Annotated in this window: 27 protein-coding genes and 1 pseudogene; 1 reads left to right on the plus strand and 27 read right to left on the minus strand. The window is 30.3% G+C overall.

Annotated elements, in window-relative coordinates:
• Nucleotides 1-15 precede the first annotated feature (15 nt).
• The 11 genes and pseudogenes from atpG to wecB form a co-directional block, all read right to left on the minus strand.
• Nucleotides 16-870 carry an ATP synthase F1 subunit gamma gene (gene atpG, locus N4A55_RS15360; protein WP_293758025.1) on the minus strand — a complete coding sequence of 285 codons (855 nt, stop codon included), beginning with the start codon at nt 868-870 and terminating at the stop codon, nt 16-18.
• A gap of 4 nt (nt 871-874) precedes the next feature.
• Nucleotides 875-2,398 (minus strand): F0F1 ATP synthase subunit alpha, encoded by a 1,524-nt coding sequence (gene atpA / locus N4A55_RS15365; RefSeq protein ID WP_293758028.1) that lies wholly within the window; start codon nt 2,396-2,398, stop codon nt 875-877.
• A 42-nt stretch (nt 2,399-2,440) separates the two neighbouring features.
• Nucleotides 2,441-2,986 (minus strand): ATP synthase F1 subunit delta, encoded by a 546-nt coding sequence (atpH, locus tag N4A55_RS15370; RefSeq protein WP_293758029.1) that lies wholly within the window; start codon nt 2,984-2,986, stop codon nt 2,441-2,443.
• The gene (gene atpF, locus N4A55_RS15375) at nt 2,974-3,501 is read right to left on the minus strand and encodes a F0F1 ATP synthase subunit B (RefSeq protein ID WP_293758031.1); all 528 of its coding nucleotides are present in this window, start codon (nt 3,499-3,501) and stop codon (nt 2,974-2,976) included. The genes atpH and atpF overlap by 13 nt, the downstream gene beginning before the upstream one ends.
• Nucleotides 3,502-3,559: 58 nt before the next feature.
• Entirely contained in the window at nt 3,560-3,841 is a 282-nt protein-coding gene (gene atpE, locus N4A55_RS15380) for an ATP synthase F0 subunit C (protein ID WP_113673125.1), read from the minus strand.
• Nucleotides 3,842-3,895: 54 nt separating this feature from the next.
• Complete coding sequence (gene atpE, locus N4A55_RS16955; protein ID WP_244971337.1) at nt 3,896-4,171, minus strand: ATP synthase F0 subunit C; 276 nt, start codon at nt 4,169-4,171, stop codon at nt 3,896-3,898.
• Nucleotides 4,148-4,402: pseudogene (locus N4A55_RS16960) on the minus strand (ATP synthase Fo subunit C); the annotation flags it as partial. The pseudogene N4A55_RS16960 and the gene atpE (N4A55_RS16955), both read right to left, overlap by 24 nt.
• A gap of 90 nt (nt 4,403-4,492) precedes the next feature.
• Entirely contained in the window at nt 4,493-5,209 is a 717-nt protein-coding gene (gene atpB, locus N4A55_RS15395; protein WP_293758035.1) for a F0F1 ATP synthase subunit A, read from the minus strand.
• Between the two features lie 30 nt (nt 5,210-5,239).
• Complete coding sequence (locus tag N4A55_RS15400) at nt 5,240-5,671, minus strand: ATP synthase subunit I (protein WP_293758037.1); 432 nt, start codon at nt 5,669-5,671, stop codon at nt 5,240-5,242.
• Between the two features lies 1 nt (nt 5,672).
• Complete coding sequence (locus N4A55_RS15405) at nt 5,673-5,903, minus strand: AtpZ/AtpI family protein (protein ID WP_113673121.1); 231 nt, start codon at nt 5,901-5,903, stop codon at nt 5,673-5,675.
• A gap of 145 nt (nt 5,904-6,048) precedes the next feature.
• Complete coding sequence (gene wecB / locus N4A55_RS15410; protein ID WP_293758041.1) at nt 6,049-7,167, minus strand: non-hydrolyzing UDP-N-acetylglucosamine 2-epimerase; 1,119 nt, start codon at nt 7,165-7,167, stop codon at nt 6,049-6,051.
• 330 nt (nt 7,168-7,497) lie between these two features.
• Between wecB and N4A55_RS15415 the strand changes: the two genes are divergently transcribed.
• Complete coding sequence (locus tag N4A55_RS15415) at nt 7,498-7,965, plus strand: ACT domain-containing protein (RefSeq protein ID WP_293758043.1); 468 nt, start codon at nt 7,498-7,500, stop codon at nt 7,963-7,965.
• A gap of 58 nt (nt 7,966-8,023) precedes the next feature.
• Here N4A55_RS15415 and N4A55_RS15420 read toward each other — a convergent pair whose 3' ends face one another.
• From N4A55_RS15420 to N4A55_RS15495, 16 genes are all read right to left on the minus strand, one after another.
• Nucleotides 8,024-9,511 carry a hypothetical protein gene (locus tag N4A55_RS15420; protein WP_293758046.1) on the minus strand — a complete coding sequence of 496 codons (1,488 nt, stop codon included), beginning with the start codon at nt 9,509-9,511 and terminating at the stop codon, nt 8,024-8,026.
• Nucleotides 9,512-9,558: 47 nt separating this feature from the next.
• Complete coding sequence (locus N4A55_RS15425) at nt 9,559-10,617, minus strand: glycosyltransferase family 4 protein (protein ID WP_293758048.1); 1,059 nt, start codon at nt 10,615-10,617, stop codon at nt 9,559-9,561.
• Nucleotides 10,618-10,643: 26 nt separating this feature from the next.
• The gene (locus N4A55_RS15430; protein WP_113673117.1) at nt 10,644-11,084 is read right to left on the minus strand and encodes a deoxycytidylate deaminase; all 441 of its coding nucleotides are present in this window, start codon (nt 11,082-11,084) and stop codon (nt 10,644-10,646) included.
• A gap of 19 nt (nt 11,085-11,103) precedes the next feature.
• Nucleotides 11,104-11,535 carry a ribose 5-phosphate isomerase B gene (gene rpiB, locus N4A55_RS15435; protein ID WP_293758052.1) on the minus strand — a complete coding sequence of 144 codons (432 nt, stop codon included), beginning with the start codon at nt 11,533-11,535 and terminating at the stop codon, nt 11,104-11,106.
• Nucleotides 11,532-11,993, minus strand: a complete 462-nt coding sequence (locus tag N4A55_RS15440) for a low molecular weight protein arginine phosphatase (RefSeq protein ID WP_293758053.1) — start codon at nt 11,991-11,993, stop codon at nt 11,532-11,534. The genes rpiB and N4A55_RS15440 overlap by 4 nt, the downstream gene beginning before the upstream one ends.
• Nucleotides 11,994-12,009: 16 nt before the next feature.
• Entirely contained in the window at nt 12,010-13,062 is a 1,053-nt protein-coding gene (locus N4A55_RS15445; RefSeq protein WP_293758055.1) for an L-threonylcarbamoyladenylate synthase, read from the minus strand.
• A 102-nt stretch (nt 13,063-13,164) separates the two neighbouring features.
• Complete coding sequence (locus tag N4A55_RS15450) at nt 13,165-13,992, minus strand: CPBP family intramembrane glutamic endopeptidase (RefSeq protein ID WP_293758057.1); 828 nt, start codon at nt 13,990-13,992, stop codon at nt 13,165-13,167.
• A 95-nt stretch (nt 13,993-14,087) separates the two neighbouring features.
• Nucleotides 14,088-14,792, minus strand: a complete 705-nt coding sequence (gene cwlD, locus N4A55_RS15455) for an N-acetylmuramoyl-L-alanine amidase CwlD (RefSeq protein WP_293758059.1) — start codon at nt 14,790-14,792, stop codon at nt 14,088-14,090.
• 73 nt (nt 14,793-14,865) lie between these two features.
• A complete protein-coding gene (locus N4A55_RS15460) occupies nt 14,866-16,569 on the minus strand; it encodes a glycosyl hydrolase family 18 protein (RefSeq protein WP_293758062.1) in 1,704 nt (567 codons plus the stop codon).
• 296 nt (nt 16,570-16,865) lie between these two features.
• Nucleotides 16,866-17,387: a DUF5317 domain-containing protein gene (locus N4A55_RS15465; RefSeq protein ID WP_293758065.1), complete on the minus strand. Its 522-nt coding sequence runs from the start codon at nt 17,385-17,387 to the stop codon at nt 16,866-16,868.
• 9 nt (nt 17,388-17,396) lie between these two features.
• Nucleotides 17,397-18,650 (minus strand): HD-GYP domain-containing protein, encoded by a 1,254-nt coding sequence (locus N4A55_RS15470; RefSeq protein WP_293758067.1) that lies wholly within the window; start codon nt 18,648-18,650, stop codon nt 17,397-17,399.
• 249 nt (nt 18,651-18,899) lie between these two features.
• Nucleotides 18,900-19,526 carry a hypothetical protein gene (locus N4A55_RS15475; RefSeq protein ID WP_293758068.1) on the minus strand — a complete coding sequence of 209 codons (627 nt, stop codon included), beginning with the start codon at nt 19,524-19,526 and terminating at the stop codon, nt 18,900-18,902.
• Between the two features lie 189 nt (nt 19,527-19,715).
• Nucleotides 19,716-20,570 carry a hypothetical protein gene (locus tag N4A55_RS15480; RefSeq protein WP_293758070.1) on the minus strand — a complete coding sequence of 285 codons (855 nt, stop codon included), beginning with the start codon at nt 20,568-20,570 and terminating at the stop codon, nt 19,716-19,718.
• A 1-nt stretch (nt 20,571) separates the two neighbouring features.
• Nucleotides 20,572-21,366: a PP2C family protein-serine/threonine phosphatase gene (locus N4A55_RS15485; RefSeq protein ID WP_293758072.1), complete on the minus strand. Its 795-nt coding sequence runs from the start codon at nt 21,364-21,366 to the stop codon at nt 20,572-20,574.
• Between the two features lie 52 nt (nt 21,367-21,418).
• Nucleotides 21,419-23,026, minus strand: coding sequence for a DUF6382 domain-containing protein (locus N4A55_RS15490; protein ID WP_293758075.1), 1,608 nt, complete (start codon nt 23,024-23,026; stop codon nt 21,419-21,421).
• A gap of 43 nt (nt 23,027-23,069) precedes the next feature.
• Nucleotides 23,070-23,246, minus strand: a complete 177-nt coding sequence (locus N4A55_RS15495; protein ID WP_293758077.1) for a Flp1 family type IVb pilin — start codon at nt 23,244-23,246, stop codon at nt 23,070-23,072.
• Nucleotides 23,247-23,407 lie beyond the last annotated feature (161 nt).

The raw sequence follows: 23,407 nt of genomic DNA on the forward strand, positions 1-23,407 counted from the left end.
TATTATTTCACTCCTTTACTTAAGCGCTTCTGCACCACCAACAATTTCTGATAGTTCTTGAGTAATAGATGCCTGCCTAGCTCTATTATATTCAAGGGATAAGTCATCAATCATTTCAGTGGCGTTATTTGTAGCTGAGTCCATGGCGGTCATTCTTGCACCATGTTCACTAGCTACCGATTCTCTAAGTGCTCCAAAAATAATACTATTAATATATTTTGGAATAACTTGTTCAAGTACTTCTTCTGGTGATGGTTCATATGTCATCATATCACTGCTTTTTTCACCTGTTCCTATAAATTCTTCCGTATCTACAGGAAGAACTTTAATAAGCTCAGCTTCTTGTGTAAGCGCAGAAACAAAAGAAGTATATGCTATATAAACCTCATCAATGATACCTTCGGTATACATTTTTAACATCTTTTCGCCAATTAATATTGCATCTTTATATATAGGTTGTTCTATAACATCGTTATATTGTTCAAGTATTTCATAGCCATTTCGTCTGAAGTTATCAGCACCTCTTTTTCCTACTGCAACTATTTTGGAATCATTAGGTTCTGAGTTTTTCATGACAAGTTTCACCACATTGGAGTTATATCCACCTGCAAGACCTTTGTTGGATGTAATAACAATATATCCTCTACTCTTAACTTCTCTTTGAGTTAAATAAGGATGATTGACTGTATTACTTTTATCTAATATAGAACCTATTGTTTCTCTCATCTTATCAAAGAATGGTCTTGACTCGGCAGCTCTTGTTTTAGCTTTTTGAAGCTTGGAAGTAGCTACTAACTTCATGGCCTTTGTAATCTTTTGGGTACTTTGTATACTATTTCTTCTTAACTTGATATCTCTCATGGATGCCATGGAATCACACCTCTTTACTTAGGTTTTTATATCCACTCTTAAACTCTTCAATAGCTGAAGCAATTTTTCCATCCAGTTCTTCATCTAGTCCTTTTTTACCTTTGATATCTTTTTCAAGCTCAGGGTATTTTGTATCTACAAATTCAATAAGCTTTGCTTCAAAGTCTAGAATACTGGATACAGGAATATCCATTAAATATTTTTTTGTAGCAGCATATAGTATTATTACTTGATGTGCTACTGACATAGGCTTGTATTGAGGTTGTTTTAGAACTTCAATGATTCTTTCACCTTGGTCAAGTCTTGCTTTCGTTTCTTTATCTAAATCAGATCCAAACTGTGCAAATGCTGCCAGTTCTCTATATTGTGCCAACTCAACACGAATAGGTCCGGCTATCTTCTTCATAGCTTTTATTTGTGCAGCACCACCAACCCTTGATACAGATAATCCTGGGTTAATCGCAGGACGAACACCAGCATTAAACAACTCTGTTTCTAGGAAGATCTGTCCATCTGTAATTGAGATAACATTTGTTGGAACATATGCGGAGATATCCCCTGCTTGTGTTTCAATAATTGGTAAAGCTGTGATTGAACCTCCACCGTACTCGTCTGAAAGTTTTGCGGCTCTTTCTAGAAGTCTTGAATGTAGGTAGAATACATCACCAGGATAAGCTTCACGTCCAGGTGGTCTTCTAAGTAGTAATGACAGTGCACGATAAGCAACTGCATGTTTGGATAAATCATCATATATAATAAGTACATCCTTACCGTTTTCCATCCATTCTTCACCAATTGCTACCCCTGCATATGGAGCAATATATTGTAATGGAGCAAGCTCAGATGCTGTAGCGGCAACAACTGTAGAATAATCCATTGCACCATTTTCTTCTAATGTCTTAACAATTCCTGCTACAGTTGAGGCTTTTTGACCAATTGCAACATATATACATAATACGTCTTGTCCCTTTTGATTGATTATAGTATCAATCGATATAGCAGTCTTACCTGTTTGTCTATCTCCAATGATTAATTCACGTTGTCCTCTTCCAATAGGAACCATTGAGTCAATGGCTTTTATACCTGTTTGTAATGGAGTATCAACTGATTTTCTAGTTATTACACCAGGTGCAACCCTCTCTACTTCACGGTATGTATCCGTATTAATTGGACCTTTTCCGTCTATTGGTTGTCCTAATGCATTAACAACACGTCCAATTAGAGCATCTCCAACTGGAACTTCTGCAACTCTTCCTGTTGCTTTTACAATATCGCCTTCACTAATATTTTTATCAGAACCCATCAAAACTGCACCAACATTGTCTTGTTCTAGGTTAAGTACCATTCCGTATACTTCACCTGGAAATTCCAACAGCTCTCCAGCCATCGCTTTTTCAAGACCATGAATACGTGCAATACCATCAGCAACTTGGATAACAGTTCCAACATCACTTACTTCTAGTTCTGTTTTATATCTTTTAATTTGTTCTTTTATAACTGAACTAATTTCCTCAGGCCTTAAATTCATGGTAAGGTTCCACCGCCTTTCTGTACATAAAGTGTATTCATTTTAACCTAACTGAATAGCGTATAATTCTTTTGAAATAGCTTCTATTTTACCTTTTATACTATTATCAATAATTCTATCACCTATTCGAACCATTAACCCGCCTATCAAAGTTTCATCAACGCTTGTTATTAGTATTATTTTTTTACCTGTAGTCTCTTCAAGCTTGTTTTTAATACTTTCTAACTGTTCATTAGTCAACTCCTGCGCAGATGATACATAAGCTTTTGCATTTCCTTTTAGACTATCAATTTCATCAAGGCAATACTCTATTATATCTAATAAGTCATTAGCTCTTCCTTTTTTTATCGCTATAACCAAAAGACCTAAAATTTCTTTTATGATTTTTTTATTAAAAGTATTTTCTACCATAGCAATCTTGTTTTCAACTACTACTTTTGGGTGGTTTAATACTCCCATAAAATCTTTTTCTGCAAGAAATATCTCTGTAATCAACTTTAGTTGTTCTTCTACAAGGTCTACTTGATTTGTTTCTACGGCAAGCTCGAACAAAGCTGTTCCATATCTCTTAGCTATTAATTCAGCCATGTCTTATCACCTATTGAATCCAAAGTTTCTTCTAATAATTTATCGCTTACTTTTTTGTCAATAGATGATGCTACAAATTTGCTTGCCAAAATCTTAGCAACTTCTATCATTTCAACTTTAATTTCATCTTTAACTTTGTCTTTTTCTCGTTCTATCTCTTTGTTAGCTCTAGCCATAAGTCTAGCCGCTTCTTCATCAGCGTTTTTAATAATTTCACGTTCTTTTAATTGAGCTTTCTTTCTAGCTTCTTCTAAAATTTTGTCAGCTTCTTTATTAATATTAGCTAATTTATCTCTATATTCTTTTTCAAGCCCAGTAGCTTTTTGTTTTTCATCTTTAATGAAATCATATTCTTTGGCAATACCGTCTTTTCTTTTCTTCAAGACTTCTCGTACTGGATTAAATAATAATTTACTTAAAATAAAGAATAATAGAAGTACACTTATAACATGTAGAAGAATTGAGGCTACCATCTGAGCATCAAAGTTTATAATCCAGCTTTCTACTAAGTACATAAGCTTCTCTTTCCTCCTTTCGTTAAGGAGTGAAAGGGTAAGTCCCTTTCACATTCTATTAGCCAATTAAACTCATATATTTTGAGATTAGTGGATTAGCAAATAAAAGAATAATCGCTACAATCAATCCATAAATACCTGTTGTCTCAGCTACCGCTGCACCTAATAACATAGTTCTTAAAATATCTGATTGAGCACCTGGTTGTCTTCCTACAGCTTCTGCACCTTTACCAGCTGCAAAACCTTGTCCTATACCAGGACCTATACCTGCTATCATTGCTAAACCTGCTCCTATTGCTGAACATGCTAAGATTAACGCTTTTCCATCGATTTGTTCCATTTTAACATCCTCCTATAATATTAATTTTCATATTATTGTTAATTCCATAATTTTTTATTTTAAAACATTAACAAATAATAATACTAATGCAATAATCAGTGCATATATACCAGTTGTTTGAGCAACTGCTTGACCAAGTAACATAGTTCTTACTATAGGACTTTGTAACTTAGGTCTTTTTCCAACTGCTTCTGCACTTTTACCTGCAGCAAATCCTTGTCCTATTCCTGGACCAATTCCTGCTACCATTGCAAGCCCAGCACCAATTGCACTGGCTGCTAATACTATTCCAATTCCTTCACGTGTTACCAAAGGATTAGCGAATAACATAATAATGGCTATTACCAAAGAAAATATTCCTGATGTTTCGGCTACTGCTGAACCTAATAGCATAACGATTGTCGCTGGTCTTCCACCTTCTGGATTATTTCCAACTGCTTCAGCAGCTTTACCAGCAGCAAATCCTTGACCTATTCCTGGGCCAATCCCTGCTATCATAGCTATACCAGCACCAATTGCTGAAAAGGCTAGGATTAATGCTCTTTTATCAACATGTGCCATCCAACCTATTAGCAAATCAAGTATGCCGTTCATGACCTCACCTCACTTGTTTTTATAAAACTTAATATTAATATCTTGTGAATTTAGATTTTATTCCATAGCACTTGATACAAAAGTCATGCTTAACATAACAAATATAAATGCCTGCAATACACCTGCAAAAACATCAAAATATCCATGTAATGCTGTTGGTACACCAATAAGTGCAAACCAAGGTAAATTATAATATAAAGTCATAATAATCGTACCACCAAGTATATTTCCGAACAAACGGAAACTTAGTGATACTGGATTAGCAAGTTCTCCAATAATATTAAGTGGCGTCATTGGCCATAAGGGTTCTGTTAAACCTTTAGCCCATTTTCCAACACCTTTTACTTTAATTCCATAACCCTGCACCATGAAAAATGTAATGAGTGATAATGCAAATGTAACTGATGCATCAGCTGTAGGCGGTCTTAGGAAACCAAAACCTAATTTTCCATTATTGAAGTTAGGACCTAATAATAAACCAGATAAATTACAAATCAAAATGAATATGAACATACAACCATAGAAAGAAGAGAACTTTCTACCATTTTCACCCATCGTAGATACTGTAAAGTTATCTAATAATTCAACAATCCATTCAATAACATTTTGAACACCTGCTGGAACTTTTTTAGGTTTTAATATAGTTCTTCTTACGATTAATGCAATAACTATTAGAACAAGTCCAATAAGCCATACATTTACCATTGATTCAGTAATCCATAGGTCAAAACCAAAGATCTTTATGGTTTTAACATGATGAATACCAATATCCATTAATTAACCCTCCTTTCCATATAGGAAACGTTAAAAATCTGACTCTTCTTCTTCATCTTCCCATTCTAGGAACTGTATAGAGCCATCTTTTGGCGTAGGTTTTTCTATGTATCCTTGCCAATATGCGGCTAATTTCACAGATACAAGTGAAATAATAATACCTACTAAATTAATTGTTGGTTCTAATGCTCCAACAACTAATACTAAAATAGTTAATAAATACCTTAAAAAATAATGAAAATGTGCATATCTACTAGCATCTTTTGGAGGTTTTTCCAATGCTTTTTTAAATGTTACTTCCATTAGTTTTAACTTAAGAATGGAAAATATTCCTCCAAGAGCCAAACCTTTACCATAAGCTAAAATATCTTTTACAAAAAACAGACCTATTGCAAATGAAAGGACTACAATGATTGTGATTTTAATAGTTAGTGGAATTAATATTGATTTTTCTGAGTTCATATCAAGAGTCCTTCTTTCTCTTTTTACTACTTTTCATAGCTATGACGTATAAATTGCGAAAGGCTGTTAACATACCCAATATTGTAAAAATAATTAGAAATAGTACTCCAGTACTAAGTATCCTGTCCAAAAAGTTTCCAAACAAAATACAACCAATAATAGGTATTGCCATTAAAAAACCTATTTGAGTTATTAAAGATAAGCTTTTCATTATATTCGGATCAAACTTCATAAGTTTCTCCCTCTTAATAAAGTATTATACGCATGATTTAATCATATGTCTACAGTAATATCTATTTTTTTACAATTTCTATCATATTACCTATGAATTTAGAAAACCTATGAAAAAACAGAAAAAGATAGACATATTAATGCATCTATTTTAAACTATTTATGATAATATCAACAATTCTACTTGATGCTTTTCCATCCCCATAAGGGTTAACAGCATTCGCCATCTTATTATATTCGTCAGCATCTTCAATTAATGATTTTGTAAATTCATAAATAGTATTTTCTTCGGTACCAACTAATTTTAATGTACCAGCTTCTACACCTTCTGGTCTTTCTGTAACATTCCTAAGAACTAATACAGGTTTACCCATTGAAGGTACTTCTTCTTGTAATCCTCCTGAATCAGTTAAAACCAAGTAGGAGTTGTTTAAAAGATTATGCATATCCTGCATTTCAAGAGGTTCTACTAAATGTACTCTTTCATGCTTTCCTAATATCTTATGAGCCACATCCCTAACAGCTGGATTCAGATGTACCGCATATACAACTTCTACATCTTCATGTTCTTCAACTATTCTAAGTACAGCATTGCATATGTTTTCTAGTGGTTCACCAAGATTTTCTCTACGATGAGCAGTCATGGCAATAATCTTTTTATTATTGTAGTCCAAATGATTAAGTAAATCATTTCCAAATTTATAATTATCCCTAATTGTAGTACTAAGGGCATCTATAACTGTATTACCTGTTACAAAGATATTATCTTTTGATATATTTTCTTTTAACAAGTGTCCTTTAGCTGTATCAGTAGGGGCAAAATGTAGATCTGCCAAACATCCTGTAAGTTTTCTATTCATTTCTTCAGGAAAAGGTTCATATTTATTATATGTTCTTAGTCCTGCTTCTACATGTCCAACTTTTATTTTATTATAAAATGCAGCCAAAGATCCAATGAAAGTTGTTGTTGTGTCCCCATGTACGAGAACTATATCCGGTTCTACTTCGCTAATAATATTGTTAAGCCCCTCTAGTGCTCTTGTTGTGATTTGTGCTAGTGTCTGTCTCTCTTTCATGATATTAAGATCATAGTCAGGTTCTAAGTTAAATACTTCAAGTACTTGGTCTAACATTTCTCTATGCTGAGCTGTAACACATACGATACTTTCTGTATGTTCATTTTTTTCTAGAGCTTTGACAACAGGACACATTTTTATTGCTTCTGGTCTTGTTCCAAAGATACTCATAACTTTTATCTTTGACATGAATACTTTTCCTCCTAATAATATATCTACGTTTTCCTTATCCTTACTATATTCTATTCCTTTTTTGACAATTCATTTTATATTATACATCCATTTCACACCACTTGCAAAATATTTTATATAATTTTCATTTCATTATTCCCACTATTTAATTTAGATATTTAATTATTAAGTTCTTATATGCAAATATGTATTTCAAATAAACAATTAACTCTATTGGTTTTATTTTAATAACTGATTTTTATCAAATAGTATTTGTTACCTAGGTTAGTATATGCTATAATCATTCTTATACTTTATTATTATAAATAATTCATAGGAGTGTTATATATGGATAAAATTATTAGTAAACTTAACATTACACAAAATGTAACTTTAATTACATTAGCTAACATACCTATTAATAATAAAAGCATAGCTAAAATATTTACTTCTTTGGCAGAAGCTGATATTAATGTAGATATGATTAGCCAAACATCACCATTAAAAGGAAAAATAAATATATGTTTTACTCTACAAGATGATGTATTATTTAATGCTATTCAAACACTAGGGACATATAAAAAGCATATACCTAGTCTACGTATTGATGTTAATTCTAATAATACCAAGCTTTCACTATATGATGAAAATATGAAATACCAACCTGGAATCGCTGCTAAAACAATGGTCATACTATCAGAAGCAGATGTAGACATCAAAATGATTACTACATCTGAAATAGACATTTCTTATCTCATATACGCATCTGATGAAAAAAAGGCTATACAATCACTTAAAAATATAATAAAAGATTAAAATTTAGAAGCTATCTCTTAAATATATTATTTTGAGATAGCTTTTTAAAAATTCTTTTTTAATTAATTTCAAGCCATTTTGTCTTGCTTTCAATGAGCTTGTTAAATTCATTGGGTATAGTTTCGCCTCTCTCATTCAAAAGATCAACTAATAATTTCATATCCTTTAGTGTTAATTCTCTATAATCAGTTAATCCATATTCACCATTTTGTTTTATACAATACCAAAAATCATTATTATCCTTTATCCAATTAGTATATGTGTCAATTATAGCCTGCTGCATCTGTTCAGCCAATATTATGTACTTGTTATCACAATTATAATATTTATCATATAGATATATTGCGTTAATTTCTGATACTAGATGATTAAGAGAACAGTGTGTTTTAGATTTATTTCCATTTTTGTTCTTATAATCTGGTATAAACAAACCATCATTTTCCGTTTTCCAATTATTAGTATATACATAATCTATAAAAAAAGAAAAATAATTATCGATTATATCTTTTATTATAGGCTCATCTAATATTTGATCCCAATAGATTAGTGCCATGATAGTATCAGTATTAAATCTTGTATCATAAAATTCATAATTAATATCGTAATCTTCATAAAGCCATGTTGATCTTGGTAAACTAGGTATGTAATGATTATCGTTGAATTTATCTATGTAATCATATAACAAACTAATTCCAACTAGCCTAAACAAATTATTGTTCTTAATATTTTCATACATTATTATAAGTGGAAACCCTGAAGGATAATTCCATTTGGATTCCCTTCCATAAGGTATATAATTATTAGCTATATTATAGTAGATACCATCACTTCTGAATATCTTCTTATTATATAAGTCCAATCTTCTTATTAAATCAAGAGTAGTATCATCTTCAAAATCAACTAGTTTATTAGATGAAATAATAGTCTCTAGATTAATCTCCATATTATCTTTAACATCAAGTTGTATCTTAGTATCAATTCCTTCGTTACCGTTAATATTCCATCCATTACTATTGCTAATAACATCTATTACTGAATGTCCTAATTCCTTAACATAATAAGGATTACCCAATCTTATACTATAATTTTCACCATCTAGGTATAATTGACTTTCATTATTCATATTTATTGAATCGTTGGTTCTATTATTGAATACCATTATATCATTATTATCATATAAGCCTTCTATGATATTATTTACTTTCATTTTACTTCTAAGTTTAACATCCAATGAAAACTCCTTAGATTCTCCATTAGCTTTTAAGAATAAGATATTATCCTTACCAATTTTTTTATTGATAACTTCCACTGACCCAATCTTATTCTGTTTGTCATATACAGAAAAATGGTTTTCCTCACTAATCAACTGAGAATATTCAATACAGTTCTTATCTTCAACTTTTATTGTAAAATCATTTGAAGACCTTATATATAAATCCAAATCTTCGTTAATCGTAATCTGAATGTCATGGGAATTATCATTTATAAAAAATAATAATAACATTCCTACTATCGTTATACTCACTAATAGTATTATTTTTTTCATATTTTTTCCTCACATTATATATAATCTACCTATCTTTTCTATGACTATCACTTATTTTTAATTCTTCTTGCTATAAAATCAAGTAACCAAACTACTAGGATCAAACCAATAATTATAAGAGCGAACATTATATCGTTCATAGCTATTAGTATACCAGCAATACCGAATCCACCACTTATACCATACAAGGTGAGTACAGCTCTTTTATGACTATACCCTCTGTCAACTAATCTATGATGTAGATGTCCTCTATCCGCTTGCATAACAGGTTTACCATTAGCTATTCTTCTAAGTATTGCAAAAAAAGTATCAAATATAGGTAATCCTAAAATAAGCACAGCTACAATGATAGTTATGGCTGTATAACTTTTGATAAATCCTTGAATAGAAATAACTGATAATGTAAATCCTAAAAATGTTGATCCTGTATCACCCATATATATAGTGGCAGGATTAAAATTATGAGGTAAAAATCCTAAGCAAGAACCTGCAAGTGCTGCGGTTAATAGTACCGCAGTTGGTTCTCCATTTAATATAGATATAAACATTAAACAAAGTGCTGCTATTGAGGATACTCCTGTGGCTAATCCATCTAATCCATCTATCAAATTAACAGCATTAGTTACTCCTATTATCCATATAATTGTTATAACATTGCTAAAAGAACCCAATAATAAAACACCACCAGGTGCCCACGGCCAGCTAATTGCATGAATTGTAGTTCCAGTAATTATCACAATTAGAGCAGCTAATATTTGAAAAAATAATTTCAACTTAGCTGGTAAATCATATATATCATCTAACAATCCCACAATGGTTATTACAATACCACCAATTATTAAACCAATCAAATGAATTAGTTCCAGATGTTTAATAGAAGGTGCAATTAGGCCTATAGTAACCAAAAAACCTAATACAATAGATATTCCACCGGCTAATGGCATTGGTTTTGTATTCATTCCTCTGGCTTTTGGCATATCAATAGCACCAACTTTATACGCAAATTTTTTGCTAAGCGGTGTAGTAAAACATGCTATAACAAAGGCAATGGCAAAAGCAATTATATATATTAAATTACTATTTATACCTTTTAGAAATTCAAACATTTTCTTTCCATCTCCCCTTAAAAAGCTTATTCATACTTATCTACAATAATGCCTGCTTCTTTTAATAGCTCCATGGAGAGTTCATCTGGATACGAGCCTTTGAAAACTACCCTTTTCAGACCAGCATTAATAATTAACTTAGAACATATAACGCATGGTTGATCTGTTACATATATTGTACCACCATCAATTGATACTCCATGCATAGCAGCTTGTACTATTGCATTTTGTTCAGCATGCGAAGCTCTACAAAGCTCATGTCTCTGTCCAGATGGAATATTTAATTGTTCTCTTAAACATCCAATCTCAGCACAATGTTTACAACCTGATGGTGCTCCATTATAACCTGTTGTAAGTATTCTTCTATCCTTAACAATAACAGCACCTACTTTTCTTCTTAAGCATGTAGATCTGCCTTTAATTATCTCAACAATATCCATGAAATACTCGTCCCACGATGGTCTCATAATGTTATCCCCCGATATATTAATCTATTTCTATTTTATTTATTCTTCTAATATGTCTTTCGTCATTGGAAAATTCAGTATTTAAGAAAATGTCAACAATCATTAAAGCTAACTCAACACCAACAATTCTTCCACCAAGAGCTAACACATTGGCATCGTTGTGTTCTCTAGTAGCTTTAGCTGAAAAACAATCATGACATAGAGCGGCTCTAATACCTTTAACTTTGTTAGCAGCCATCGATATACCAATACCTGTACCACAAATAAGTATTCCTTTGTCACATTCTTTATCAACAATTGCTTTACAAACGTGTTTTGCAAAATCAGGATAATCTACAGAATTCTGATTATAACATCCATAATCTTTATATTCTATTTTATTAGCTTCTAAATATTTAATTACTTCTTGTTTTAATTCAAAACCACCGTGATCACTACCAATTGCTATCATAATATTTCCTCCGTATTTTTAATTCTATTAACTAATTTATTAATTAAAACCTTAATATCTTCAGCGCACTTCATATAAACATCTTTTCCATTACCAAATGGATCGGTTATATCTCCTGATTCATCTACATACTCTTTTAATGTTAAAACATTTTCTTTAATATTTGGATATGTCATGTGTAGGTATTCCTTATGTCTACCAGTCATAGTAAGTACTAAAGTTTCAGTATCAACTTCTTCTTCACTGAATACAGTAGCAACATGTCCTACTACATCAGGATAATACTCTTTCACAGCTTGAGCTGTATATTCACTAGCAGGTGAAGGAAATGTTACAAGTATACCTCTAGACGAAACTTTGATATCAATATCATTATCATTAAAACTCTTATACGCCAACGCTTCTGCCATAGGACTCCTGCAAGTATTTCCAGTACACACAAAAATAATTTTTTTCATCAAATCACCTTTTTGACTAATCAATATTTATAATCTTATTACCAGCTGCTTTCAAAAGTCTATTCATAGTAGCTGTACCAATATCCTTATTAGAAAAAGCTTCACAATATATTATATCAACGTTCATTTCATCAAATTTTCTTAATATCCTAAATAAGTTAGATGCTATTTCTCCTGAATTATTTTTATCACCAATACTTATAATATTATTACAATTATAGTAGTTTTCTGTTTGTTTAGTAGCTATAACACCTATTCTTTTATTCTTTTGTTGTTCTATATCAACTAATTCATTAATATGAGATACTACTTTATTACTTTTGCCTTTAAACACAATCAACTCTGCATTTGGAGCATAATGTCTATATTTCATTCCTGGTGCTTTAGGTACCAAATTCTTATTTGAAGACTTAATTGCAGGGTCAATACTAACTGAACCTATTACTTCATGAAGCATTTCTTTTGTTACTCCACCAGGTCTAAGTATTGTAGGAGTAATGCCTGATACATCTACTACAGTAGATTCAAGGCCAATCTCTGAGAAACCGCCATCAACAATCATATCAACTTTTCCGCTTAAATCGTTAATTACATGCTTTGCCATAGTTGGACTTGGTTTACCAGACACATTAGCACTTGGAGCCGCAATAGGTAGATCAGAAGCTTCTATTATACTTCTTGCAATTTTATGAGATGGCATTCTAATAGCTACAGTTGAAAGTCCCCCTGTTATATTATCTGGAATGATGTCATTCTTCTCAAATATTAGAGTTAAAGGGCCTGGCCAAAATCTATCCATTAATTTTTCTGCTGTCATACCAATATTAGTAACATATTTCTTAATATCTTCTTTATTAGCTACATGAACAATCAATGGATTATCAGAAGGTCTTCCTTTTGCTATATATATCTTTTTTACTGCATTAATATCTAAAGAATTAGCACCAATTCCATATACTGTCTCAGTAGGAAATGCCACTAGCCCCCCATTTTGCAAGATATTTGCTGCCTCTACAATTATATTATTATCAATATTATTAATGTCTACTCTACGAATTATTGTCTCCATTATAAATGTCTCCATAAAATGATCTCTATAGTATTTAATTCAACTTATATATTATACCATAAATTTACCAAATTAAAAGTCTAACCTATATATAGTATAACATCAATCAATAAACTCTATTATATCGTTTTCTTTTTTTTCACTCATTACGTATATAATTCTTAAACCTATTATTGTCAACAAAACTCCAGTCCCAATAAAAGTTAATAAGTAATTATATCCTATTTCTTTCCCTTGCATATTTGAAATAATCGTAGTGAAGGAGTTAATTACAATATGTAATATGATAGAACTATATAGACTGCCTGTCCAAACAACTACATACCCTAAAATAATACCTATCAAAAATGCATATGTACCCTGTACTAAATTCATATGACCTATACCAAAAAATATAGCTTGTATCATTACTGCTCCAAAAATACTGAATCCATTTCTTAATTTATTTAACACAATTCCTCGATATAATAATTCCTCAAAAATAGGAGCTAATATTCCTACACTAATTAGAGTAATATAAAAATTATTATTGGAGATACTTGCCATCAATTCTTCATATTCAGGAACCAATTCATTTATATTTATCATAGTCAAAATTCCATCTATAGCTATATTAATACCTATACCACATACTATGCATATGGCTATAGTCTTGAATGATATTCTTTTATTCAAATTAGTTTCATTAATAAAGCTATTTTTACTAATTAAATATATTAATAAAATAATTCCAAAAGTAACAACCCACGCAATTATAGTTATTAGCAAAGAATGACTGGCAAAAAAACTATATAAATCTTCTTCCGAAGTTCCATATACATTAAGCTTCACAGTAAAATAAATACCTGCGACTACAACTGCTAATACCTGTATCAACTTAGAAATAATCACGTATATTACACTATTCCCAAAAGCTTTTAATCTGTTCATATTTGCACCTCTTAACATTTAATTAAAGAGCTGTCTTAATATACATGATAAGGCACCTAATTACCATTAAATGTGTTTTAAGACAGCCCTAAAATTTATTTCTCTTCTAAAAATTTTATAATCCCAATGTAAATAGCCCATGCAATTTTATCTTGGTATATATCAGTCATCAATAATTCTGCCTCTGAATAGTTGGATAAAAAACCACATTCTACTATAACACCTGGTATATTAGTTTGTTTTAATATAAAATATGAATTACTATCTTTTACTTGTCGATTATTTTCATTATCTACAAAAGTTTTTATTTCTTGCTGTATGTACTGAGCTAATTTTTTACCATCATCAGATGAAGCATAGTAAAAAACTTGTGCTCCTCTATATTTTTCTTGAGAAAAGCTATTTTGATGTATACTTACTAGTATATCTCCCCCACTTGTATTAATTATCTCCTTTCGTTTGTTCATATCTTCTCTTTTTTTATTTTTACTTGACTCACTATATAGCCCGCCATCATCTTCACGTGTCATGACAACATTTACTTGACTATATTCCAAGTATTCTTTTAATTTTATTGCAATTAATAGATTAATATTTTTTTCTAATTCACCATTGACTCCTACTTTGCCAGGGTCAAATCCTCCATGCCCAGCATCAACGACAACAACATATTTATCTTCCACACTTGAAAAAACATTAATCACCTTATTGGCATATAATATGGTTGCTACCAAAAATATTAATATTATCAAAGAGACTACCCACATCATAACATGAGTTTTTTTAATAATTATTATCATATATCCACCAAGTATTTTTTATAAATATATTAATTAAGACATACTTATTATGCATATATAATTTATTTTCTACTTATTTCTTCAGATAATCATGTAAGACATCCCATATTTCATTTTTTTCTAATCCTATTTTCCATCCTGCAACACCAGCTAAATCATTCTCAATTACCAACTTAACCTTTTCTTCTATGGAACGCTCTTCTTCTAGCCAAATCTTATAAACTTTATTATCTTTTTCATAATCACCGTAGAACTGTTTCACCTCTTCATTCCATACTATTTCTGCGTCATTATCATCAAGTATTTTTCTAGCCCTATCCATACTGTATGCTTTAGAAGATACATTAATCAAACCATCCTCTTCTTCTTCTGTCCATAAACGAGTATAATATGGTAATCCTAGAATAACTTTTTCTCTCCTGACTTCTTTCAGAGTATCCAAGATACCTCGCTCAACAAAACCTATTGAAGCTACAGAACCACTTTCAGGTGATGTTGCCCAGTGTTCATCATAACCCATGATAATAACGTAATCAACCACCTTACCTACTTCCGTTCTATTATAATGAGCTGTCCAAGCTGAAGGTACATAGGTATCTACAGATACGACTACGTCTTGAGCCTTAAGGTAAGGTGTTAATTCTCTTATGAATTGTACAAAATATATTCCGTCTTCTTTTGCAACATTTTCAAAATCTATATTGATACCGTCTAAATCATATATAGACGTTAATGCTAATATTTGTTTTATGACTTTTTCTCTTTTTTCAGTACTGCTTAATACATCATGAGTAATCTTTTTGTCAAATTTATTGCTCAATAATGCCCATACCTGATATCCTTTTGCTTTTGCATATTGTACATATTCATTACTAGCGATATTATTTATATCTCCATCAGAATTCTTAATTGAAAACCAAGTCGGTGATATGACATCAAGACCTTTAACGTCTTCTAATACATTTTTGATTGAGCTGTTAGCAGCCGTTCTTGTCACTTGGTGCCAAGCGATATTAATAAGACCATCAATATTCTTTTTATAATTATACTGTGGATTTTCTTTTTTTGCAATTTTTGGATATATGTCTTTTATTACCCCTAGATCAGCTCTTTTCATATAACCTAATAACCCGCTTTCACTTCTAACTCTTACCCATCCATCATATTGTTCATATACTCTTAGTTCATCATTAATGGATATCTTTTCTACGACTTTACTTTTTTCATTTGTGTCTAATCTTATGTAGGATTTTTTCTTGACAACATTAGATGTTTTATATCTATTACTTAGATAGTCTAATACAAGTATCTTCAAGTCTTTGTTATGTTCGAATTCTATTTCAGAAAATTCTAATATCAAGTCCATGGGTATGTATGCCATATCTGTTTCAAATGTCATTATGGGCATGTCTAACTCTAAGGGTTCACTATTTACAAAATATGTAAGAGCATCATTTTTCATTCTGATTACTTTATTACTTGTTGTATAAGTTAATGTTTTTTCTTTTTCATCCCAATGATAATAAGGATCTATATATTTATTAACTAAATCCACTGGTATGTAGAGTTTTTCTTCTACCAATTTGATTGTGTAGTTTATTTCTATATTTTCATCTTCAATTATAACTGATATGTTCCCTTTTTGATAGTTTGGTAATATTTCCTTTATGCTTGCTTGTTCAAAATTAGGTAGCATATCAACTATGTAATGATAAGCAAAAAATCCCCCTAATAGCAAAATTAAAGAAATCATTACAACTTTCATTGCTTTTTTCATTATTTATCACTCCTTGAAGGTATTATATCACAAACTTCTCGTTCATTTAACAGTTGTCGACAAATTAAATTGTTAACAAATTGTGACTAGGAATGATAGCAATGTACTTTATTTAATTATGGTTTATTTTTTCACTGATGGCTACGTTGTGTTATATAGTTAAGTTTTACTTGCCTTACTCCAAAGGAACGGTCTGAGTAAAACTTAACTATATAACACTTTGTGGATAGTGTGGTTTGAAGTGAGATATCCACTTTTGTATTGGTGGATAAGATTGTGACAAGGCTAGAAGAATTTTATATTTTGGTTTTGGTTTTAAGCATTCCTTGTTGGATTAGGAGAAAGATTCCTATTAGGATGAATATATCGCCAATACTAATGATTTTGGGTAGGGGATAGGGTTTTAGTATTGGGATTATGTCGGATAGTATGTATGCTTTTGTTGTATTAGTGGCAAGTACGTGTCCCATATCAAAAGATGCGTTGGCACCTTGTGGTAGATATACGGGCATTTGTCCATTATTTAATGCTATAGGGATTAGATTAAGAATTGTACCTATGGATAATAGATTCATAGATATTAATCTATGGTTTACTGCAAGTGGTATTAATAGTATTATGTATGATAATATATGCATTATATAGAAAACAGTTGTATTGATATTAATACTGTTTCCTAGTCGAATAGCTGTTATTTGGAGTAGTTGACTTGTAATAATTAAATACCATGCTTTGATTTCTATATTTTCAAAGTTAATTAATCGCCCTTTTCTAATGTATCCAACTATAATAGATAAAACAATGCTTTCGAGTATCATATTCTCACCTTATTCATACATAACTTTAATAAATTCATCAACCAAAAGAGGATTAAACTGTTTACCTTTGTTTACTTTTAATTCATCTAGCGCTTCTAAAGAAGCCATAGCTCTTTTATATGGTCTATCTGTTGTCATTGCATCAAAGCTGTCAGCTATAGCTAAGATAGCTGATTCTATAGGAATATCAGAACCCTTTAAAGCATCTGGATAGCCTGTTCCATCATATTTTTCATGATGATGTCTAATAATATTAGATATATCTTTTAGTGAGTCTACATTACTAAGTATTCTTGCACCCATGACAGGATGTTCTTTTATAATATCATACTCTTCTTTTGTTAGTTTGCCTTTTTTATTCAGGATGAAGTCAGGTATTCCTATTTTTCCAATGTCATGAAGAAGTGCAGCTGTTTGAATCATTTCAACTTCTTTTTTCTTCATACCTGATGCTTTTGCAAGTTTGACAGCATATTCCCCAACACGTGTTGCATGTCCTCCTGTATAAGCGTCTTTTACTTCCAAAGCGTCATTTAATGCATGTATCGTTTCCATTGCCATTGATTGTGATTCAAAATATAATTTAAATGAATACCTTGCTACCAATAGAGGGGCAAAAAACAAAACAACTACACCTTTCCCATATCTTATATCGGCTAGGGCCATTATTATACCTAGAGCACCAATTCCTAATAAACTAGGAACAATACCCTTTATGTTATTTACAAATGTTTCTAATATGTTTTTTTCATACATAAGATTTATCATAATCGCTACCAAGAATGAATTTAAAATTTCACATATCAATATTATTATAAGTACCACTGGAATTAATTCGGATAAAGTATTTAGAGTTCCTTTTGTATATCCAAGCACACCATATAGTATTTCCCCGGCAATACCAATAACAACTACTACTTGAGAAATATTAAATATTGTTCTTGTAATCTGTGTATTAAAAATATGCCTTCTCTCTCCTTCAATTACAGGCATTCGGAAGATAAATCCTATACCAGCAACTATTGCACCAGTAATAGGACCACATATAATCATAGCTGTTATAGTAACTGCAAGCCCAACAGAAACAGCTACTCCAGAAGGAAAAGATATTAAAAAAGTTTCAGTTACAGTAGCCAATAGTCCCCAAAAAAGTATATCATCTGCTGGACCTATTTCATACTTATTATAAAGGAAATATAAAACAGCTACAGCTAATATACTCATAAAAATAATATACATCAGCATACCCTTTTTATTATTCATTCTTATACCTCCATATATATAAAAAGTCGACTAACCGATCATATATATTCTACCAAACGCTAATCCAAGCTCCTGCTGATAAAACTAATGATAATAAGCTAACTAAAGCTACAATAATTTTTTTCATTGAATATAGCCTCCTTGTTTTCATCTCTGCTAATCCGCTATAATAGCAGGCTATATTCCACTCCGCTAATCTCTAGATACTGAAAAAACTATAATAATTTTAGGTTAGTCGACCTCTTATAACTAAAGTGTCAGCTGTAAAATGTGCCTATTTATAGAATCCATAGTAGCTCTTGCAAGAGCTTCTTTGGCATCATTACCAATCTTGGCTGAACCTGTATAGATTTCTTCTCTTCCTTTTAACTGTGATGAGATACTAACAACCATAATTTCAACGTTAGATAGATTTACTCTTCTGGCATCTTCAAATACAAATCTATCTTCTACCTGACAAAATTTCTCAACCGCTCTTAAAACTGCATTACCAAGTACTCTATTAATGTTACTTGATGTATTTATACCAGACATACTGCTTTCATATACTTGTCCACATTTTTCTAATAATACTCTTACTTCAACGTTAGAACCATTATTATTGTATTCTATACTCTTAATCTTTAGTCTTGGATCTGACTCTTGTTGTACTGTATCACCTTTTATCTGGGCAATACTTATTTTTTTATAATCTATGGATATGTCAAACTCAGATATAAGAATTGCTTCTATGTCTCTTAAGATTTGTTTCGGATTTCTTCTCAAATCAGATACTATATGAATTTCTTCAATGTTTTTATTCTCGTCAATAACTACTTTACAACCATGAACTGCTCTAATTTTCTTTAGATAGGTTTCCATCTTCTCGACATTCATTATGATATTAGCCCCCCTCCAATCATTTAATAAATCTCTTTAAATTATATATTATAAACCTAATAATTTCAATAAATATAAGATATTTTAGGATAAATATACCATTATAAAATTATTAAAAGCTTATTAATTACGCTTATTAATCTAGATAATCATTGATTAATCCCTCTGTTTAGCTCTGCATAAAGTCTACATATCAAACATTTTAGATATTATCCTTAATATGTCCCTTTCCTCTATATCTTCAATATCTAACCCATTATCTAATATATCTTCAATAGATATTTTATCAACTTTATTGTATTCTTCAATGCAATTTACTGATGAAATCTTAAAATTATTGTTTTCTATAAATAATTCTATTTTTTTTACATAATTTGCTTTGTCTATATATGTATTAATATTAATGGTATATTCTTCATTTCGTAATGTATCAAATAAATTATTATTTATATTTTTATATTCTTCTTCATTGATTATAATCTCATTAATATCTTTGCTAGTTATATTGATGCTTATTTTATTAGTCATTAACTTTTTGCCGAGGCTATTGATTATTATTGGTTTGTTTCCTTCACTATCAATATTATTATGTACATAATCCAGTATTTGTTCAACCTTAATTATGCCTAATTTTTTATCCACCTCTTTACTAGGCAAGTTATAATAATAGCTGTTCTTTTCAACTAATGGAGCAATTATTATTCTATCATCTATTTTATACAGATCACCTAACTCTTTTTCTATTCCCAGGGTATTTTCTTTTACAACAACACTTAATTTAATCCTATTATCAGAGTTTCTGATCACACCTTCATATAAAAAAGAAATATCATCTGTTACCAATATATCATCTTTTTTATTTTGAATACTTATTTCACCTATTATGTTATAATCATTGTCTACTAATTCATCTATACCTTTGCATAATTTCTGTATAGGAGTTTTACCAATATCAATTACCGAAATATTCACAATAATTATCAGACAAATAAATATACCCCCAATAACTATTAGAGGTATCCTTTTAAAATCTAATTTCATCTTATTTCCTCCAAAAGTATTTTTTATAATTTACAAGAATTATAGATGCATTATCTCCTGCTCCATTTTTTAAAACAATATTATATATATCATTGACAATTGATTGTAAACTTACATTATTTTTTAGTTGCTTAATTACTATTTTATCCATTACTTCTTTTGCAATAAAATTATAAACTCCATCACTGCATAACATGAATATACTCATTTTATCTGTATAATCAATCTTAGTGAATGGATTAATATTTTTTTTTAGACCAATACATTGAGTTAATATATTCTTATTAGTATTAAAATACAAACTATCTATAGATAGCTGTCCTTGTCTTAATCCTGCTGCAACAAGGGAATGGTCTTTGGAAATTTGTTCTAATGAATTAGTGTCTTTTATATATATTCTACTATCTCCAATATGGGTAATTACATACTTATCCCCATACACGAACAAAACTGTTAAAGTTGTCCCCATCTTTTTATCTTTATCCTTAGAATCGTATATTGTCCTATTGATATTTTTAAAACAATCCAATAAACTAGTTTTGACTGCAAGAAAAATATTATTAGATTCCATCATAATCTTTTCCAGACTGCTATCCCACCAATTAGTGAGTTCACAGATTGCAATAGTACTAGCAACTTCTCCTAATAAATGCCCTCCCATACCATCAGCAATAACGAATAACCCGAATTCCATAGAATTTATTTGTCCTATCTTAATTAATATCCTATCTTGATTTACTTTTTTAACTAATCCACATTCGCTTATTATCCCATATTCAAATTTCTTTTTAGTCAATTTTATTAATCCTTCCCTATAAAACCATAATAACTATAATCTTTATAACAAATCAATTGATTTCAAAAGTATATTCACAATTGGAAATTGCAACGTGAGTTCCATCATGTAGTTGGTATCTCTTATTACTAACCAATCTTTCTTTATCTAAATATGTGCCATTCTTAGAATTCAGGTCAATTATATAATATTGTCCATCCTCTTCAATAATTTTACAATGCATTCTACTTACTGAACTATTCTCTATTATATAATCTACTTGACTATCTAACTTTCCAATTATAAATGGATTATTAGATATGATTACTTTATTAACTATATCTCCGTCTTTACTTAATAGATATGGTTCAGCTTCAATATTCAATTTTTGTTTGTAATCCTCTAATAATATAGTATCCTCTGAAGAATAATCAATACTTTCTTGTTTTGTAACCATCTTCTGTCTAACCTTATAAGATTTTTTTTCTATGGTATTATTATTTTCCCTTACTAATTTTTCTTTCTTAGGAATAGGCTCTTCAAAAAGTTTAGCTCTATTCTTATATTCAACATTAAAAGAGTTGACAGATGGTTCATTATAGACTTTTTTCTTATTCATGTTGATAGAGCTATTCTTGCCTTCTTTGTTCTTTATATAGTCATATGCTTTTTTTGAACTGTAAAGATTAACTGCAAGTAACATACCAATGCATGCTAATAATGAAGCCATTTCTATTTCACCAGTTACATCAGAATGTAATATCTTAGATTTTAACATAATCAAAAATATTAATACTGTCAGAATCTGAATACAACCAATAATTATAAAATGCATATAATTTCTTTTATCAGTAGCTGACTTCTGATTATCATTCTTTTTATTTTGTTTTGGCTTAATCCCATTCTTAATACTCTTATTCTTAGTGGTCATTTCTTCTTTTTTATTTTGTGATATTTTAATATTTTCTGATTTATGCTTTGATTCTTCTATTTTTTCTCTTTGCTTATTTTGTTCAATCAGCTTGGAAATAATGAAATTATCTTCCTCATTGGATTTATCTACACTATTATTACTCTTATCATCTTGCTCCATTTGAATCTTATTATCAGACTGTACTTTGGGACTAGTTGAACTATTAATTATATTTTCTATAGTATTTATATTGAAATCATGTTGCTTACATGCTGTTATTAATCTATGAATCATCATTACTGCATTTACATCTTCTTGACTAACTTTATCAAAAAAGAATTCAATAATAATCTTTGTATCCTCAAGAATATCCCTTTGACAATTATCCAAAGGTGTATATACATAACAAGGTAAAAAACCATTGGGATTAATATAAATCATATCCGGCTCCAATAATATTTTGTTAGAATTCAGATAATATTTTTCACAGTTTTTGATAATTCCTATTAGATTAGCAAAAAAATTGTTTAGCTCACTATAAGTCAACTTTTTCCTTTCCAGTACTTCTGTTAATTTTTGCTTAGATGTAATATTGTAGTACAGCTTTTTTTCTGTGTTAAGTGTTCTAATGTTAAGGTCTAGAAAGGAATCAATAGAATTCCTCTCTAACATCTCAACCTCATAATTTTCAATATGAGTAGCATTATCTGCTTTTATTACAAGATAACTGTTTATGGCGTCTCTTTCATATGTAATATCAGTATTCATTAATTACATCCTTTCATCATATACCAAATTCAATATTATGATTCTAGCTTACAAACTGATTAGCATCACCAGTTATCTTTCCAATAAGGTTTTTTACTAAATTAGTTATCTCTGTCTTAAAAATAACTGCTATACCTACTAACACAATAATAATAAGTGCTATCTCCACAACTCCCATACCATCTTCTTCTTTCCAAAATCTTTTTAAAATATCTAACATAGATTTATCCTCCTAATATTTTATATATTCTCTCGGAATCTCTAAGCCAGTAAATTCAACGCTTCTAGATTCCTTTTTATTAAAACCCCCCACTTTTTTGTCAAAAACCATTGACATATTCATCGAAAAATGTGCGCTTCGCGCCTTGATTATGAAATATA

This window comes from Vallitalea sp., from assembly GCF_025211055.1.
GTDB lineage: Bacteria > Bacillota > Clostridia > Lachnospirales > Vallitaleaceae > Vallitalea.

Coding starts and splice junctions, on each gene's coding strand:
- atpF (WP_293758031.1), bottom strand. CDS start 3,501: ATGTACTTAGTAGAAAGCTGGATTATAAACTTTGATGCTCAGATGGTA.
- N4A55_RS15440 (WP_293758053.1), bottom strand. CDS start 11,993: ATGAAAAAAATTATTTTTGTGTGTACTGGAAATACTTGCAGGAGTCCT.
- N4A55_RS15415 (WP_293758043.1), top strand. CDS start 7,498: ATGGATAAAATTATTAGTAAACTTAACATTACACAAAATGTAACTTTA.
- N4A55_RS15470 (WP_293758067.1), bottom strand. CDS start 18,650: ATGAATAATAAAAAGGGTATGCTGATGTATATTATTTTTATGAGTATA.
- N4A55_RS15420 (WP_293758046.1), bottom strand. CDS start 9,511: ATGAAAAAAATAATACTATTAGTGAGTATAACGATAGTAGGAATGTTA.
- cwlD (WP_293758059.1), bottom strand. CDS start 14,792: ATGATAATAATTATTAAAAAAACTCATGTTATGATGTGGGTAGTCTCT.
- N4A55_RS15425 (WP_293758048.1), bottom strand. CDS start 10,617: ATGTTTGAATTTCTAAAAGGTATAAATAGTAATTTAATATATATAATT.
- N4A55_RS15495 (WP_293758077.1), bottom strand. CDS start 23,246: ATGTTAGATATTTTAAAAAGATTTTGGAAAGAAGAAGATGGTATGGGA.
- N4A55_RS15480 (WP_293758070.1), bottom strand. CDS start 20,570: ATGAAATTAGATTTTAAAAGGATACCTCTAATAGTTATTGGGGGTATA.
- atpA (WP_293758028.1), bottom strand. CDS start 2,398: ATGAATTTAAGGCCTGAGGAAATTAGTTCAGTTATAAAAGAACAAATT.
- N4A55_RS15400 (WP_293758037.1), bottom strand. CDS start 5,671: ATGAACTCAGAAAAATCAATATTAATTCCACTAACTATTAAAATCACA.
- atpE (WP_113673125.1), bottom strand. CDS start 3,841: ATGGAACAAATCGATGGAAAAGCGTTAATCTTAGCATGTTCAGCAATA.
- atpE (WP_244971337.1), bottom strand. CDS start 4,171: ATGTTATTCGCTAATCCTTTGGTAACACGTGAAGGAATTGGAATAGTA.
- N4A55_RS15490 (WP_293758075.1), bottom strand. CDS start 23,026: ATGAATACTGATATTACATATGAAAGAGACGCCATAAACAGTTATCTT.
- atpH (WP_293758029.1), bottom strand. CDS start 2,986: ATGGCTGAATTAATAGCTAAGAGATATGGAACAGCTTTGTTCGAGCTT.
- N4A55_RS15405 (WP_113673121.1), bottom strand. CDS start 5,903: ATGAAGTTTGATCCGAATATAATGAAAAGCTTATCTTTAATAACTCAA.
- N4A55_RS15465 (WP_293758065.1), bottom strand. CDS start 17,387: ATGATACTCGAAAGCATTGTTTTATCTATTATAGTTGGATACATTAGA.
- atpB (WP_293758035.1), bottom strand. CDS start 5,209: ATGGATATTGGTATTCATCATGTTAAAACCATAAAGATCTTTGGTTTT.
- N4A55_RS15460 (WP_293758062.1), bottom strand. CDS start 16,569: ATGAAAAAAGCAATGAAAGTTGTAATGATTTCTTTAATTTTGCTATTA.
- N4A55_RS15430 (WP_113673117.1), bottom strand. CDS start 11,084: ATGAGACCATCGTGGGACGAGTATTTCATGGATATTGTTGAGATAATT.
- N4A55_RS15475 (WP_293758068.1), bottom strand. CDS start 19,526: ATGAATGTCGAGAAGATGGAAACCTATCTAAAGAAAATTAGAGCAGTT.
- N4A55_RS15445 (WP_293758055.1), bottom strand. CDS start 13,062: ATGGAGACAATAATTCGTAGAGTAGACATTAATAATATTGATAATAAT.
- wecB (WP_293758041.1), bottom strand. CDS start 7,167: ATGTCAAAGATAAAAGTTATGAGTATCTTTGGAACAAGACCAGAAGCA.
- rpiB (WP_293758052.1), bottom strand. CDS start 11,535: ATGATAGCAATTGGTAGTGATCACGGTGGTTTTGAATTAAAACAAGAA.
- atpG (WP_293758025.1), bottom strand. CDS start 870: ATGGCATCCATGAGAGATATCAAGTTAAGAAGAAATAGTATACAAAGT.
- N4A55_RS15450 (WP_293758057.1), bottom strand. CDS start 13,992: ATGAACAGATTAAAAGCTTTTGGGAATAGTGTAATATACGTGATTATT.